This is a genomic window from Phaeobacter sp. A36a-5a, from assembly GCF_037911135.1.
Lineage (GTDB): Bacteria > Pseudomonadota > Alphaproteobacteria > Rhodobacterales > Rhodobacteraceae > Phaeobacter > Phaeobacter bryozoorum.
In genome coordinates, this window is record NZ_JBBLYU010000001.1 from 603,401 (window position 1) to 618,998 (window position 15,598).

General features: G+C 62.6%; 16 protein-coding genes. 5 read left to right on the plus strand and 11 right to left on the minus strand.

From position 1 onward, the window contains the following. Positions 1 to 8 precede the first annotated feature (8 nt). Positions 9 to 1,751, plus strand: coding sequence for an ATP-binding protein (locus WLQ66_RS02790; protein ID WP_340544828.1), 1,743 nt, complete (start codon positions 9 to 11; stop codon positions 1,749 to 1,751). Between the two features lie 155 nt (positions 1,752 to 1,906). Beyond that, positions 1,907 to 2,509 carry an acyl-homoserine-lactone synthase gene (locus WLQ66_RS02795; RefSeq protein WP_340544829.1) on the plus strand — a complete coding sequence of 201 codons (603 nt, stop codon included), beginning with the start codon at positions 1,907 to 1,909 and terminating at the stop codon, positions 2,507 to 2,509. 35 nt (positions 2,510 to 2,544) lie between these two features. Here the strand turns inward: WLQ66_RS02795 and WLQ66_RS02800 are convergent, their stop codons facing one another. The 11 genes from WLQ66_RS02800 to WLQ66_RS02850 all read right to left on the minus strand — a co-directional run bounded on the left by WLQ66_RS02800 (position 2,545) and on the right by WLQ66_RS02850 (position 11,564). Continuing rightward, positions 2,545 to 3,654: an alpha-hydroxy acid oxidase gene (locus WLQ66_RS02800; RefSeq protein ID WP_340544831.1), complete on the minus strand. Its 1,110-nt coding sequence runs from the start codon at positions 3,652 to 3,654 to the stop codon at positions 2,545 to 2,547. Further along, entirely contained in the window at positions 3,654 to 4,208 is a 555-nt protein-coding gene (comE, locus tag WLQ66_RS02805) for a sulfopyruvate decarboxylase subunit beta (protein WP_058286650.1), read from the minus strand. The genes WLQ66_RS02800 and comE overlap by 1 nt, the downstream gene beginning before the upstream one ends. Further along, entirely contained in the window at positions 4,205 to 4,711 is a 507-nt protein-coding gene (comD, locus tag WLQ66_RS02810) for a sulfopyruvate decarboxylase subunit alpha (protein WP_340544835.1), read from the minus strand. The genes comE and comD overlap by 4 nt, the downstream gene beginning before the upstream one ends. A gap of 39 nt (positions 4,712 to 4,750) precedes the next feature. Continuing rightward, a complete protein-coding gene (locus WLQ66_RS02815; protein WP_340544836.1) occupies positions 4,751 to 5,161 on the minus strand; it encodes a universal stress protein in 411 nt (136 codons plus the stop codon). A 30-nt stretch (positions 5,162 to 5,191) separates the two neighbouring features. Continuing rightward, the gene (locus WLQ66_RS02820) at positions 5,192 to 6,172 is read right to left on the minus strand and encodes an alcohol dehydrogenase catalytic domain-containing protein (RefSeq protein ID WP_340544838.1); all 981 of its coding nucleotides are present in this window, start codon (positions 6,170 to 6,172) and stop codon (positions 5,192 to 5,194) included. Then, positions 6,169 to 6,930: an SDR family NAD(P)-dependent oxidoreductase gene (locus tag WLQ66_RS02825; RefSeq protein WP_340544839.1), complete on the minus strand. Its 762-nt coding sequence runs from the start codon at positions 6,928 to 6,930 to the stop codon at positions 6,169 to 6,171. The genes WLQ66_RS02820 and WLQ66_RS02825 overlap by 4 nt, the downstream gene beginning before the upstream one ends. Further along, complete coding sequence (gene hisD, locus WLQ66_RS02830; protein ID WP_340544841.1) at positions 6,923 to 8,230, minus strand: histidinol dehydrogenase; 1,308 nt, start codon at positions 8,228 to 8,230, stop codon at positions 6,923 to 6,925. Before hisD ends, WLQ66_RS02825 begins: the two co-directional genes overlap by 8 nt. A gap of 12 nt (positions 8,231 to 8,242) precedes the next feature. Continuing rightward, the gene (locus WLQ66_RS02835; protein WP_340544842.1) at positions 8,243 to 9,571 is read right to left on the minus strand and encodes a TRAP transporter large permease; all 1,329 of its coding nucleotides are present in this window, start codon (positions 9,569 to 9,571) and stop codon (positions 8,243 to 8,245) included. Between the two features lie 13 nt (positions 9,572 to 9,584). Next, entirely contained in the window at positions 9,585 to 10,097 is a 513-nt protein-coding gene (locus WLQ66_RS02840; RefSeq protein ID WP_340544843.1) for a TRAP transporter small permease, read from the minus strand. Between the two features lie 112 nt (positions 10,098 to 10,209). Next, a complete protein-coding gene (locus WLQ66_RS02845; protein ID WP_340544845.1) occupies positions 10,210 to 11,355 on the minus strand; it encodes a TRAP transporter substrate-binding protein in 1,146 nt (381 codons plus the stop codon). Between the two features lie 23 nt (positions 11,356 to 11,378). After that, positions 11,379 to 11,564 carry a hypothetical protein gene (locus tag WLQ66_RS02850; RefSeq protein WP_340544846.1) on the minus strand — a complete coding sequence of 62 codons (186 nt, stop codon included), beginning with the start codon at positions 11,562 to 11,564 and terminating at the stop codon, positions 11,379 to 11,381. 128 nt (positions 11,565 to 11,692) lie between these two features. On the opposite strand from WLQ66_RS02850, the gene WLQ66_RS02855 reads away from it, so the two are divergent. The 3 genes from WLQ66_RS02855 to WLQ66_RS02865 all read left to right on the plus strand — a co-directional run bounded on the left by WLQ66_RS02855 (position 11,693) and on the right by WLQ66_RS02865 (position 15,597). After that, positions 11,693 to 12,718, plus strand: a complete 1,026-nt coding sequence (locus WLQ66_RS02855; protein WP_340544848.1) for a LacI family DNA-binding transcriptional regulator — start codon at positions 11,693 to 11,695, stop codon at positions 12,716 to 12,718. A 299-nt stretch (positions 12,719 to 13,017) separates the two neighbouring features. Continuing rightward, positions 13,018 to 14,391, plus strand: a complete 1,374-nt coding sequence (locus WLQ66_RS02860; protein ID WP_340544849.1) for an aspartate aminotransferase family protein — start codon at positions 13,018 to 13,020, stop codon at positions 14,389 to 14,391. Positions 14,392 to 14,412: 21 nt separating this feature from the next. After that, positions 14,413 to 15,597: a M24 family metallopeptidase gene (locus WLQ66_RS02865; protein ID WP_340544851.1), complete on the plus strand. Its 1,185-nt coding sequence runs from the start codon at positions 14,413 to 14,415 to the stop codon at positions 15,595 to 15,597. Position 15,598: the final 1 nt, after the last annotated feature.

Sequence of the window (15,598 nt, forward strand, 5' to 3'; positions counted from 1 at the left end):
GAAGGAGGATGCGTTTGTTTTCTTTATCGCCAGACCTCGTGAACTCCGTGTCCAGTCAAAACCAGCTTGTGCGCTCGGATCTTCCGTCGCGGTTTGCCTCCATCAGCCTGGTCTCGCTGTTGTCGCTCTACTTCCTGTCGTTTCAGGCCGTCGCGGTGGTTTATGGCGCCTATGTCCTTGTCGAAGTTGTTGGGCTGCGGGTCTATCGCAGGCTGATATCTGAGGTGACCGTCCGCAACACGCTGCTGTTTGCCGGCTCCGCATTCGTCGGCGTCTGCGTCTTTAACTCGCTGTCATTGCTGTTGTTTCTGCACCCGGAACCCTTTCCGAAACTGATGGGTGCAATGCTGCTGATCATCGCGCTCAACCACTGTGTTGTTGCGCGGTCAGCCTGGCTTCATTTCGGTATCATCACGGCGGTGCCGATCATCTGCACGGTCGGTTATATGATCAGCGCGACGCTGTCCCGGTTTGCCAGTGCGGGAGAGATGGTCATAGCAGCGGTGGTCGCCCTGCTGGGGGCCGCCTACATGCTTCATGCCATGTGGGTGCAGCACCGGCTGACCGCCCGCCTGCAAGAGGCCCTGCGTGCGGCAGAAGCTGCAAGCCGCGCGAAGAGCCGTTTCCTCGCAGCGATGAGCCATGAGATCCGCACACCTTTGAATGCGATCTGCGGCATGTCCGAGCTGATCGAGGAGGAAAACTCCGGCTCTGAAACGCTGAGGGAGCAGACGCAGCTTCTGCGCAAATCGTCTCAGGCGCTGACCGGCATTCTTGATGACGTATTGGATCACGCCAAGATCGAGTCCGGTCAGTTCGATCTGAACCTCGCGACAGTGGTCCCGAGCGAAGAAATCTCCAGTGCCGTTGAAATGTATCGCGCACGGGCGGATGAGAAGGGGCTCAGGCTTCATATCAGATTGGAGCCGGGTATTCCCGACTATGCCGAATGTGATGCGCTGCGCCTGCGTCAGGTGATCGGAAACCTTGTTTCGAATGCCGTGAAATACACCGAGGTCGGCCATGTCGAGGTCGTCGCCGATATCGAAGAGTTCGAGGGGCGTGCGATGCTGCGTGTCGCGGTGTCGGATACCGGACGTGGCATGACACCCGAACAGAGCGCCAAGCTGTTCACGGATTTCTATCGTGCCATCGACAAGGCTGCACCAAATGTGCCGGGCACCGGTCTGGGCCTGGCGATCGCCCGCCATCTGGCACGCATCATGGGGGGCGATATCACCGTTCGGACCAGCCCCGACTGGGGCAGCTGCTTTACCTTTGTCTGTCCGATAAAAAGCCTCGACCCTGCGGAGGTTGAGACCCTTCAACAGCCGGCAGCCGGTAGCGAGATCAGCGATCTCGGGGGGCTGTCGATCCTCGTGGTGGATGATACTGCCTCCAATAGAATGGTCGTTCGCGCCTTCCTCAAAAACAGCAACGTCCAGATCACAGATGCCGAAAATGGCGTCGAGGCGCTTGCCTGGCTTGAGCAGAACCCGGTTGATCTTGTGCTGTTGGACATGAAGATGCCGGTCATGGACGGTCGCGAAACACTGACCGAAATGCTGCGGCGTGGTGGACGGATCGGGGCCACTCCGGTGATCATGCTGACAGCGAATGCAGCCCCTGAGGAGCAGGAGCTGTTTTTGCAGCTGGGTGCGGCCAGTTACCTTGCCAAACCTGTCAAGAAATCGGTTCTACTGTCGGAAATTCGCAAGATAGCGATGCCGTCGTTAACTCGCACGGTCTGATCGGCTCTCACACCGACAAGAACCGTTCGTAAAAAGAAGTTCAACCCACAGGAATTAATTCAAAATTTACGATTGCCGGATAGGTTGAGTCAAATTTTCGATAAATTTGCAGAATGCACGCCCGCGGGCGGCAGGAACAGCTGGCCGGATCGCGGATGCAGTCGACAGATATTACATTTGATAATTTTGGGGAGACCGGCGCGCTCTTTACCGAACTTTTGCGCGCGCGCTACCGTCATTTCGTCAAGCTACGGCGCTGGGATCTGCCCAATGTGCGTGGATTGGAGTTCGACCAATATGACACGCCCGAGAGTATCTACTGTGCAGTTCACGACGGGATGGCTGTTCTCGGCGGCTTTAGGCTGACCCCCACAACAGCGCAATGTATGAACACCAGCTATATGTTGCGGGATGCGCAGCTGGGCCTGCTGCCGGGGCTGCCCTCCAATGTGCTGGATGACGCCGCGCCACAGGATCCGGGGATCTGGGAGGTCAGCCGGTTCTTTGTCGAAGACACTCTGGGAGCCCGTGACAGAATGCGGGTGCGGCGGCTGCTGGAACAGGGGTTTGCCCGTTTCGCCCGGGATTGGAATATTGATACGTTCTTGTGTATCACCTCGGTGACGGCGGCGCTGCTCATGCGCAGGGCCAGCCTCTCGATAAGCTCGGCAGGCCCCCGGTTCGAAGCGGGTGGAGAAATCTGCCAAGCCTACCACCTTAGCGTCGTTGCAAAAAGCCAGCGCAGCGATGCGGCGTGAATGCGCAGGGCGGCACGCGCGGGTATTTCGTTATCTTAGCAGATCTGATGGTTATGGCGATCCAGTGAGTGGCGCCCGGTCTGTGCCATGGCAATACTCAACTCGTCGCTGATTGCCTGCCAAAGCTGGGTCAGCCCGGATTCTCCTTTTGCAGCAATCGCAAACTGCAAAATGCGGCCCAGAAATACAAAATCAGCCCCCATGGACAAGGCTTTAAGGATGTCTTCACCCGACCGGAGGCCGCTGTCGTAGAACACCGGGAATTCCGGCCCCAGCGCGGCCCGGATCTTCGCGAGCATCTCGATCGGGGTAGGGGCTGCCTCAAGCTGCCGGGCGCCGTGGCTGGAGACTTGAATGGCATCGACGCCCGCCGCCACCAGCGCGCGGGCGTCTTCAACGTCCAGCACGCCCTTGATCACCAGCTTACCGGGCCAGAGGTCGCGCAGCCGTGCCAGCGTGTCCCAAGTGGCGCGCGCCCGGCTTTCGGTGCGGTCGAAGTCATAGCCCTCCATCTGGAAATTCGCCATCACCGGCTTGCCCTTCAGCAGGGTGGTCAGCGACCAGCGCGGGTGCAGGGCAAAATCGACGAACTGCCGCGGGCCGATGCGGAACGGCATTTTGAAGCCATGGCGCAACTCGCGCGGGCGGCGGCCCACCTCGGGCACATCCACCGTCAGCACCAGCGTCTGGTACCCGGCTGCACGGGCCCGTTCAGCCAGCTTGAAGGTGCCAGTGCCGTCGCCGCTGAAATAGAGCTGGAACCAGGCATAGCCTTCTGCCGCTTCCAGGATGGTTTCCAGCGGTGTCGAGGCAACGGTGGAAACCCCATGCGGTACCCGGTAGCGCGCCGCCAGCCGGGCTAGCATCAGGTCGGCGCCGGGGGCGGCGAGGTTGCACATGCCCATGGGGGCAATCCCGAAGGGCCGGTCCGCCTCGGCACCAAAAATCCGAACCGCCAGCGACCGCTGGCTGACATCGCGCAGGATACGGGGCCGCAGGGTGATGGCGTCCAGGGCAGCGCGGTTGCGAGCCGCCCCGGTCTCCTGTCCGGCGGCACCGTCGATATAGTCAAACACCATCCAGGGCAGCCGCCGCCGGGCCAGGCGGCGGGCGTCCTCGGCCGAATGGATGGCGCCTGCACCCATCAGCCGGCCACGGCCTTCATGAAGCGGTCGCGGATCACCACCGGGTCCATCGTGATCACCGGCATCTTGGCGTTGCCGCTGTCGCATTTGACCACCAGAACCGTCGCCTCGCCGCTGGCCAAAGCCTCCTCCAGCGCAGGGCCGGTGTCCTTGTCCTGCACCTCCACAACCCGGGCGCAGCCGGCGGCGCGGGCCATGCCGGCCAGATCGGTGCGCTGGCTGGTGTAGGTCGGCTGATCGCCGGTGGAGCCATAGGAGCCGTTGTCGATGATCATCAGGATGTAGTTGCCGGGCGCATTGTTGCCGATGGTGGGCAGGGTGCCGAGGTTGGTCAGGATCGAGCCGTCCCCGTCGATCACGATGACCGGCTTCGGCTGCGCCAGCGCCAGCCCCAGCCCGATGGAGGAGGCAAGCCCCATGGTGCCCAGCATGTAGAAATTGCTGGGCTGGTCGTCGATGGCGTGCAGCTCTTGCGACGGAATGCCGATATTGCAGACCACCAGTTCGTTGCGCAGGATCGGCGCGATCTCTTTCAGGATTTCGGAACGGATCATTGGTCGCCATAGCCTCCCCAGAAGTTGGCGTCGGTCAGGATGGCAACGGGTTTGTTGCACATGAAGGTGTATTTCAGGATGTTGTCCAGCTCCTCGACATCTTTCTGCCAGTGAAAGTGGTAGGCGGGGATGTTGAGCTGCGCCAGGAGCGCCTTGGTATGCACCGCCATTTCGACCTGGCAGGCCACCGGCTCGCGCAGCTCGCCGCGGTAGGAGATCAGCATCGGCAGCGGCATCCGGTAGTACTGGATCAGCGTCGCCAGCGTATTGATGGTCACCCCGATGGCAGTGTTCTGCATGATGATGGCTGGGCGCTTGCCGCCCATCCAGGCGCCGGCGCACAGCCCCATGCCCTCATCCTCCTTGTTGGAGGGGATATGGAAGATGTCGTCGCGCTGGTCGATCTCCTCGATCACACCGGCCAGCTGCTTGCAGGGCACGGTGGTGACGAAGGAGACGCCGTTGGCCGCCAGATCGTCAGCGATCCTCTTGTCTATGGTCATGGTTGGTTGCCTTTGCTTCGGGTGTCTTGTTTCTCGGGGTCAGGTGGTGCGGCAGACATGCACGGCGCAGGGCGCGTGGCGGACCACGCGGGCAGCCGTCGAGCCGAGGAAAAAATCGCTGAGACCCGGTTTGTGGGAGCCGACGACGATGCAGTCCATGCCGTGCTGCTGCGCGTATTCGACAATGGCGCGGTAGGACCGGCCCTTGACGATTTCTGTCGATACATCGCCATGATCTGCGGTTTTCTTTGTCAGCTGCAGACGGGCGTTGGCCAGGCCTTCGCGCAGGGTGTCCTCGTCGAGGTAGGTGCTGACGGATCCCTGTGGTGCCTCATAGACATGCAGCGCCGTGATCTGCCCGCCGGGATTACATAGGGTGGCGGCGGCCTTCAGCGTTGTCCCCGACACCCCGTGATCCAGAGCCATGGGAACCAGGATTTTGTCATACATCGTTGCTCTCCGTTTGTTAGGGGCGCGGGCTCAGGCCCAGGGGTCGAGGATGATCTTGGGCGCCGCCACCGCGCCGCTGCGCAGGTCGCGGAAGGCGGCGGCGCCCTCTGACAGCGGACGCAGCTCAGACCAGTCCAGCGGCCCGAGGCGGCCGTCAAAGATCGCCTGCGCGGTGTCGCGGAAGTCTTGCGCGGTATAGGTGTAGGTGCCGATGAAGGTGATTTCCTGCAGGGTCATGCGGCGGATATCCAAGCCGCCGGTGTCTTCGCCGAGGCCGACATGGGCTATCACCCCGCCGGGCGCGGCAGTGGCAGAGGCGGCGGCGCGGGTGGCGGCATAGCCCACCGCGTCCACCACCAGCGGCACCATGCCCTGAAACTCCGCCACCGCCTGTTGGCCGCAGCGATCTGTCAGAAAGGCACGTCGCGCTTCGTTTGGTTCCTGGATCGTGACGTCCTCCACCCCCATCGCGCTGAGCGCCAGCGCCGCCGCCAGCCCGATGGCACCGCCGCCGATCACCAGCGCGCGGCGTTCGGTGTCCGGGTGCAGCGCCTCCAGCGCCAGCCGGGCGGCGTGCCAGCTCACTGCCAGCGGCTCCGCCAGCGCGGCCTTTGCGAGCGGGACCGCGTCCGGCACGGTCACCAGATTGCGTTCCGGCATCGCCACGAACTGGGCAAAGGCGCCCTCGCGCGGGGGCATGGAGATGATCTGGCGGCTGGCGCAGAGGTTTTCGCGCCCCGATGCGCAGGCCGCACAACTGCCGCAGGTCACCAGCGGGTTGATTGTCACCCGTCTGCCCGCATCCGCCCCGTCCTCGATCACCCCGGCGGCTTCGTGCCCGAGGATCAGCGGTGCGGGCCGGCGGCTGTCGTGGCCTAGATAGGCGTGCATGTCCGACCCGCAGATGCCGGAGGCATGGATGCGGATCAGATGCTCGCCCGGCTGGCCCGCGGCCATCGGCATATCGCGGACGGCAAGCGTCTCAACCCCTTCATAAACCAAGGCTTTCATTTCGCGGTGAACCCCCCGTCAACCATCAGGATTTGCCCGGTGACATAGGCCGAAGCCTCCGAGCACAGGAACAAGAGCGGCCCGTCGAGATCGTCCAGCCGCCCGTTGCGGCCGATGCAGGTCTGCGCGGCGTTGCGGGCGGCGCGGGCGTCATCCTCGAACACCGCCTGGGTCAGCTCCGTCGGGAAGAAGCCCGGGCCGATCGCGTTGGCGGTGATGCCATGGGGCGACCAGGCCTCTGCCATGGCGCGGGTCAGCTGGCCGATCCCGCCCTTGCTGGCGCCATAGGCGATGCCGCCGGGAAAGGCGCGGGTTGTCTGGAGCGAGGCGAAATTGACGATCCGCCCCCAGCCCCGGTCCTTCATCGCAGGCACAAACGTTTGGCTAAGGAAGAAGGGCGCCGAGAGGTTCAGCGCCAGGGTGCGGTCCCAGCCTTCCGTGGTCACCTCATCCGCAGGCTGCCGCGTGTTGACGCCGGCCGCGTGGATCAGGATGTCCGGCGCGCCAAAAGGGTCGGTGACGGTGTCCCGCAGCGCCTCCATTGCGCTGCGGTCCGCCACATCCGCGACCGCGTAAGCCGCGCTTGGTCCGATCTCTGCACAAAGGCTTGCCAGCGCCTCCGCCCGGCGCGCCACCGCCACCACCTGCGCTCCGGCGGCGGCCAGCGCGATGGCCGCGCGCCGCCCCAGCCCGGAGCTGGCGCCGGTGATGCAGGCGGTCCGGCCCGTCAGATCGAACAGGGCGCGCGGGTCAGCCATTGGCGGTCAGGTCAAAGGTTTCGTCCGGGAAATACTTGGCCAGCCGCACATCAGCAGCGCGGGCGTGGCCTTCCATCCCTTCCAGCCGGGCAATGCGCGCTGTGGCCTCCGCCACCGGTTTCGAGCCTTCGCGGGTGGCGCGCTGCCAGGTGACGATCTTCATGTATTTGTGAACGCTGAGGCCGCCGGTATAGCTGGCCGCGCGCGAGGTCGGCAGCACGTGGTTGGTGCCCGCCGCCTTGTCCCCGTAAGAGACCGTGGTCTCCTCGCCCAGAAACAGCGAGCCGTAGCAGGTCAGCTGCTCCAGCCACCAGTCCAGATCCTCTGCCTGCACGGTCAGATGCTCGGGCGCGTATTCGTCGGAGCAGGCCGCCATATCCTCGCGGTCTTTGCACAGGATCACCTCGGCATAGTCGCGCCAGGCGGCGGCGGCGTTCTCGCGGTTCACCTCCGGCAGGTCGTCGATCAGCCCCGGCACCAGCCGCATGACGTCCTCGGCCAGGGCGCGATCGTCGGTCACCAGCCAGACCGGAGAGTTGTAGCCATGCTCGGCCTGACTCACCAGATCGGTGGCGACGATATGGGCGTCGGCGGTGCGGTCGGCCAGGATCAGGCTGTCGGTGGGGCCTGCGATCATGTCGATGCCGACGCGGCCGAACAGGATGCGCTTGGCCTCCGCGACGAACTGGTTGCCGGGACCGACCAGGATATTCGCCTTGGGCAGGCCAAAGAGGCCAAAGGTCATCGCCGCAACCCCCTGCACGCCGCCCATCGCCATGATCTTGTCGGCGCCGCAGATATAGGCGGCATAGACGATGGCGGGGGCCACGCCGACGCCCGGGCGCGGCGGCGAGCAGGCGGTGATGTGCTTGCAGCCCGCCACCTTGGCGGTGGTCACGGTCATGATGGCGCTGGCGATATGGCTGTAGCGCCCGCCCGGCACATAGCAGCCCGCCGCATCCACCGGGATCACCTTTTGCCCGGTGACGAAGCCGGGGGAGATTTCGGTCTCCACGTTCTGCATCGTGCTTTTCTGCAGCTCGGCAAAGCGGCGCACGTTGTCGTGGGAAAACCGGATGTCGGCCTTGAGCTTCTCCGGTACCTGCGCGCAGGCGGCTTCGATCTCCTCTGCCGTCAGCAGGACGTTACCCTCGTATTTGTCGAACTTCGCGGCATACTCCAGCGCCTTGGCATCGCCGCCGGCCTCAATGTCGTCCAGGATGCCTTGCACGATCTTATGGGTCTCGGACGCGTCCGACTTGGGGGTCAGGGCCGCCTTTTTCAGGTATTCACGGGTCATTTTCAGAGGGTCCTACTTGTAAATATCAGGAAGCAGCGTGGTCGAAATCGCGGGGATATAGGCGATCAGCAGCACCACGATCAGCATGGTCAGCACAAAGGGGATGGCACGGGCGGCGATCTTGAGGATGGACTCGCCGGTGATGCCGGAGACGACAAAGAGGTTCAGGCCCAGGGGCGGGGTGATAAAGCCGACCCCCAGCGCGGTGATCATCATGATGCAGAACTGGATTTCGTTCATGCCGATGTTGTCGGCGAGCGGCTTCAGGATCGGCGCCAGGATCACGATGTTGGGCGTCGTTTCCATCACGCAGCCGGCCGCAATCAGGATGCAGATCATCAGCAGGATCAGCACAGAGGGGTCATCGGTCAGCCCGGTCACAGCCGTCACAAACCCCTGCGGCACACCCATGATCGCCAGCGCCTCTGCCAGCGGCGCGGAGAAGGCGATGATCGGCAGGATCACCCCGTTCACCTTGGCTGAGCTGACCAGCATCGCGGGGAAATCCGCCAGTTTCAGGGTGCCGAGGACAAAGCCCATCAGGATGGTGACGACCACTGCCGTGGCGCCGGCCTCTGTCGGGGTCAGGCGGCCTGAGAAGATGCCATAGAAGATGATCCCCGGCACGATGAAGGCATACCAGCCGGATTTCAGCGACTGGCCCAGATTGCCCAGCCATTCACCGAACCCCATGTTGCCGCCGGTCTCATAAGTGTAAAGCCGGTTCATGATGATATTGGTGACCAGGATCGACACCAGAATGGCAATCCCCGGGATCAGCGCCGCCAAGAATAGGGTCGAGGCGGAAATGCCCAGCACCAGACCGATGATGATATAGGCGATGGAGGGCGGGATCAGGATGCCGGTACAGGCGCCCGCAGCCACCAGCGCGCAGGCATAGGGGCGGGGGTAGCCGCTTTCGACCAGCCGGTTGATGGTCATCCGTCCAACGGCGGCAGCACCGGCAGCGTCAGAGCCGGAGATCGCCGCGAACATGCCGCAGACCAACACCGTGGCAGAACCAAAGCCGCCCCGCGTCCAGCAGGTCAGCGCCTCTGCCACATCCAGAAATTTCTTGCTGAGGCCGGTGCGCACCAGCACGTCGCCGGTCAGGATGAACAAAGGCACCGCGGTCAGCGCAAAGGCATCAATGCCGGTGAACAGGCTTTCGCCGATGGCGCTCAGCGGCAGGTCGCCCGACATCACCAGCATGGTGATCGCCGCCGCGCCGATGGCGGCCCAGACCGGTACCGCCAGCGCAATCAGCGCCACGAACATGATCACCGGCAGGTAGAAGTCCCATCCCAGTTCGACCGTTTGATTGAGTGAATTCCACAGCATCGCTTAACGCCCCTCAATCAAACAGCTTGTCGCCTTCGAAGACGGGGGTGCCGTCGCGAAGGCTGCGCCAGTCGCGCAGGAAGGATTGCAAGAGCCGCCAGACCATCAGCGCAAAGCCCACAGGCACCGCCATCAGGAACCAGACCATCGAAATCCGCAGCCCGTGGCTGACCGATCCGAATTTGGCGGAGACCAGAACCGTCTCGAATGACCAGTAGAGCGCCACCAGCGCCACGATGAACATCACCAGATCGCCAAAGATATAGAGCAGCGCCTTGGGCCGTGGGCCGAGGTAGTGCATCAGCACATCAATGCGGATATGCGCACGTTCCTTGACCGCGGCGGCGGCACCGATCCAGGCCAGATAGATGAAGGAATAGCGGACGATCTCCTCGCCCCAGATCGAGGAGAAGGCAAACAGCTCGCGCCGGATCACCTCGATTGCCATGGTGATGACCAGCATCACGTAGAACACCAGAAGCAGCCAGCGCTCCGCGTTCTTGTCGATCGTTCGCAGGATCTGCATTGCCGTTCCCGTGGTTCAGGCGCACCCCCGCAACCAGCCCGGGAGACTGTTGCGGCGGCGGCTGTTGGAATAAGGACGGGCGGGGGGCTTCGCGATGCCCGCCCGGTCCGGCTCAGGCGTCGTGGACGAAGTATTTGCCCTGGGTGCCTGCGGCCTCCTCCAGCTTGGCGAAATTGTCCATTGAGCCTGCCAGCTCGGTCTTGAAGGAATCCCATTCGCTGCGCTGATAGCCGCCGGCCTCTTGCCATTCGCCCAGCTGATCGTCGCTGAGGCTATGGAATTCAACGCCTGCCTTGGTCAGTTCCGCCATCGCATAGGCGCGGGCGGAGGGCACTTTGGACAGGTTCTGATGCGCGGTCATTTCAGACCCCCACATCACGCCCTCCTGCACATCGGCGGACAGTGAATTGAACCATTCCAGATTACAGGAATAAACTTGGCTGTCCGGCACCGCCTGGGTAAAGGTCACATGGCTGAGAATATCCTTGAAGCCAAAGACATAGAGCGCCCCGACCGATGGATCGAGCGCATCCGCCACACCCTGTTTGATGGCCGATGGCGTCTCGCCCCAGGCCACCGGCGTCGGATTGGCGCCGACCATGCGGTAATACTGCTGAAGCATCTTCGAGCCTGGCACCCGGAATTTCACCCCGGCCATGTCACCGGGTGACATTACCGCGTTGCCACCCTTGCGCACCGCCACCACACGGGGGTCGATGTTCACATAGAACAGCGCCTTGAACCCTGCGGCCTCCACTTTCGGATGCACCTCCGAGTTCCAGAAATCTGAGGTCACCAGATTGGTGAACCGCTGGTTGGAACCGCAGAGATAGGGCATGTTGATCAGGTCTACGGTAGAGGCAAAGGGCGCGAAATTTGACAGCGAATGCTGCGCTGCCTGGATGGTGCCGCCCTGTACCTTCTGCACCAATGCGCCGCCCGCGCCGAGCTGGCCACCGGGGGCTAGCTTCACGTAGACCTTGCCGTTGGTGGCGTTCTGGATGTTTTCCTTCAGATCCAGCTGCATGATCGGATAGCTGCGCGAAGCGCCCAGCACATAGGCGGTTGCCACGGTCATGATATGCTCGGCAGCACCCTCACGTTCCTTTTCCTCCTTGGCGGTTTGCGCAACCGCCTCAGTGGACCAGAGCACACCGCCAGCCCCTGCGACCATCGCCGCAGTAAAAGAACCGGTCGAGGCCAGTTTCAGAAAATTGCGGCGCTCCGCAGATTTGAGGCCATCCTTGCCATTGGTCATTGTCTTCCTCCCTTGGAAATCCGTCAGCTGCCGTTTTGATTTTTCTGGTCAGCCTCTCGTTTGAGAATTGCCGCCACAAACAGAATGGAAGCAGCAAACAGGACCACCATTTCGCCGACATCGCCCAGGAAGCCGCCGCCGCCAAACGCGCCGAGGGCAACATTGGCAAAGAACACGACAAATACGCAAACAGACGCCATCAAAAACATCGCAAGATCCCGGTTTGTATCTCAACATCATTTGTAAGCGCTTACATCAATAATGCAAGCGCTTACATTGGTAGCTGGCAGCTGCCCCGATTTATGCTAACATACGCCAAAGACATGGCAGGTAAGACATGGGAAAAATCCCCTCAGCTCCAACACTTAACGATGTTGCCAAGGCGGCGGGCGTTTCCACCGCGACGGTGTCGCGCTGCCTGAATTCACCTGATCGGGTGATCAAGGCAACCCGCGACCGGGTGATGGAAGCGGTCGAATCGCTGGGGTACACGCCAAATTTCGCCGCGCGGGTGATGGCTGCCAAACGCAGCTTCACCATCGGGGCGATCATTCCCACCATGGACAACGCGATCTTTGCCCGCGGCCTGCAGGCCTTTCAGGACCAGCTGCGCGAGGATGGCTATACGCTTCTCGTCTCCAGCTCCGCCTACAGCCCAGACGTGGAGGAGGAGCAGATCCGGGCTTTGGTTGCGCGCGGGGCCGACGGTCTGCTGCTGATTGGCCATGAACGGGACGAGAAGATCTACCAGTATCTTGCGAAACATCAGGTGCCGGTTCTGGTGGCCTGGTCATATGCGCCCGACCTGCCTCAGATCTCCGTCGGCTTCAGCAATACCGGGGCCATGTATGAGCTGGCGCAGGCGGTGCTAACGGCGGGTCACCGTCGCATCGCCATGATCTCGGGTATCCGGCAAGGCAATGACCGGGCACAGAACCGCGTCAGCGGGGTCCGCGATGCCCTCCAGGCGCAGGGCTGCGATCCGCAGGCGCTGACATTGATCGAAACCCCCTACGAAATTGAAAAAGGCGCCAGGGCATTTGCTGAGTTGATGGCCCGTGATCCTCGTCCGACCGTGATCATGTGTGGCAATGACGTCCTTGCAGCCGGTGCGCTGGGCGAGGCGCATCGCCTTGGCATCGCGGTGCCGCAGGATGTCTCGATAACCGGCTTTGATGATATTGAACTGGCGGAGATCGTCAGCCCACCGCTGACGACGGTGCATGTTCCGCACCGTGAAATGGGGCGCAAGGCGGCTCAACAGCTGATCGCCATGGTTGAAGGCCGCTCCGACGGTCAGTCGATCTGCATCAACACAGCTGTTGTCAGACGGAACTCCCTGGCGCCGCCGCCTGCCGGATAGGGCTGCCGTCGAATCTGTGATACCGCGCGGTTTGGAAACAGATCTGCGGCGTCGACCATCGGGGCAGGGGCCGGCGACCACCGGTCCTAGCCACGGCGCAAAAAAAATCTGTTGCCATCGGCCGGTCTCTCATGGTCCAACTGCTGCACGACCCTGGCAATAAAGGCATTGCGCGCTGCTGTCCGGGTGAGCGGAGCCTTCTTCTGCTCAAAAACAGGCCGCCCCGCTGGCCTGTCGCGTGCAACTGGCTCCCTTCATGTGACCAAAGGCGGCGCGCCGCCATAGCCAAGGACAGAGCCATGCTGCACAACGATCAACTGGACCAATGGGACCGCGACAGTTTTTTCCACCCTTCCACGCATCTTGCCGAATTTGCCCGTGGAAACCTGCCGCAGCGGGTGGTGATCGGCGGCAGTGGCTGCCATATTGAGGATCGCGGCGGCAATCGGATGCTGGACGCCTTTGCCGGGCTTTACTGCGTCAACGTCGGTTATGGTCGCCCTGAGATTGCCGAGGCCATCGCCACCCAGGCCCGCGATCTGGCCTATTACCACTCCTATGTCGGCCATGGCACCGAGGCCTCGATCACCCTCGCCAAGATGATCATGGACCGGGCGCCCAATCACATGTCGAAAGTCTATTTCGGCCTTTCCGGGTCCGACGCGAATGAAACCAACATCAAGCTGATCTGGTATTACAACAACATCCTCGGCCGCCCGGAAAAGAAAAAGATCGTCTCCCGCTGGCGGGGCTATCACGGATCCGGGCTGATGACGGGGTCGCTGACCGGGTTGGAGCTGTTTCACAACAAATTCGATCTGCCGCTGGCGCAGGTGGTGCATACCGAGGCGCCATATTACTTCCGCCGTGCGGATCGCAGCCAGAGCGAGGCCGATTTTGTCGCCCATTGCGTAGCTGAGCTTGAGGCGCTGATCGAGCGGGAGGGGGCCGACACCATCGCGGCCTTTATCGGTGAGCCGGTGCTGGGCACCGGGGGCATCGTGCCGCCGCCTGCCGGGTACTGGCCCGCCATTCAGGCGGTACTGGAGCGCCACGATATCCTGTTGGTCGCGGATGAGGTGGTGACCGGTTTTGGCCGGTTGGGCACGATGTTCGGCTCTGATCACTACGGCATGCGACCCGATCTTATCACCATCGCCAAGGGGTTGACCTCAGCCTATGCGCCGCTGTCGGGCTCTATCGTGTCAGACAAGATGTGGCAGGTTCTGGAGCGCGGCACAGATGAGAACGGCCCGATTGGTCATGGCTGGACGTATTCGGCGCATCCCATCGGCGCCGCCGCTGGCGTGGCCAACCTCAATCTGATCGACCAGCTCGGACTTGTCGAAAACGCCGGTGCCATCGGCGCCTACCTCAATGATGAGATGCGCAAGGCGCTGGGAGACCATCCCAATGTGGGCGACGTGCGCGGCGAGGGGATGCTCTGCGCGGTGGAATTCGTGGCCGACCGCGATGATCTCCGTTTCTTCGACGCCAGTGACAAGATCGGACCGCAGATCGCGGCCAAACTGTTAGAGCAGGACAGCGTGATTGCGCGGGCGATGCCGCAGGGGGATATCCTCGGCTTTGCGCCGCCGTTCTGCCTGACCCGGCAGGAGGCAGATCAGGTGGTCGCGGCAACGCACCGGGCCGTCACTGCGGTTCTGGGCTGAGGGCAGGAAGGGAGATACAAAATGGTCAAGCCAAATACCCCGTTTGAGCAATCCGAATACCAGCAGCGGCTGGCCAAGACCCGGGCCGCCATGGCTGCCGCCGGTCTGGATGCGCTCTTTGTCACCGATCCCTCCAATCAGGCCTGGCTCACCGGCTATGACGGCTGGTCCTTCTATGTCCATCAGGGGGTGATCGTCACCCATGACGATGACCCGATCTGGTGGGGGCGGCATATGGACATGATGGGGGCCCGCCGCACCTGCTGGATGGCTCAGGACAGGCTTCTCGGCTACGGCGATCACTATGTTCAATCAATCGACCGCCATCCGATGCAGGATCTGGCCGAGCGGCTGCGCGCGCAGGGGCTTGAGGGCGCCCGCATCGGTGTCGAGATGGAGAATTACTACTATTCAGCCAAGGCACATGCGGTACTGGCGGCAGAGCTGCCTCAGGCCGACCTTCAGGACGCAACCGGAGTGGTCAACTGGCAACGGCTGATCAAAACCGAGGCTGAGCTGACCTTCATGCGCAAGGCCGCGCGGATCACCGATCGGGTGATCCAGACCGCCATCGACCGCGCCGAACCCGGGGTGCGCAAAAATGATCTGGTCGCGGATATTATTTATGCGGGCATCACCGGCGTGGGCGACGACTGGGGGGATTATCCCGCCATCGTGCCGCTGACCCCTTCGGGGCTGGATGCCACCGCGGCGCATCTGACATGGGACGGCACCCCGATGCGCGCGGGCGAGGCAACGTTCTTTGAACTCTCCGGCTGCTATCGCCGCTATCATGCGCCACTGTCGCGCACGGTCTTCCTCGGCACTCCTCCGGCGGAGATGCTGCGAACCGAGGCTGCCCAGATCGAAGGCATCGCCGCCGGTATCGAGGCGGCGCGCGCAGGCAATCGCACCTGCGACATTGCCGATGCCTTTATGGCGGTGATGGCCAGACACGGCATCGAACGTTCTGGCCGCATGGGCTACCCGGTTGGCCTGTCCTACCCGCCGGACTGGGGCGAACGAACGGCGTCGATCCGCAGCGAAGACACCACCGTGCTGCAACCGGGCATGGTGTTCCACTTTATGCCGGCGCTTTGGATGGACAGCTGGGGGCTTGAGACCACCGAAACCCTGCTGATCCGCGACACCGGCGCCGCCGAACCGCTCTGCACAGTGGAGCGGAAACTGTTCATAAAAGGATGAG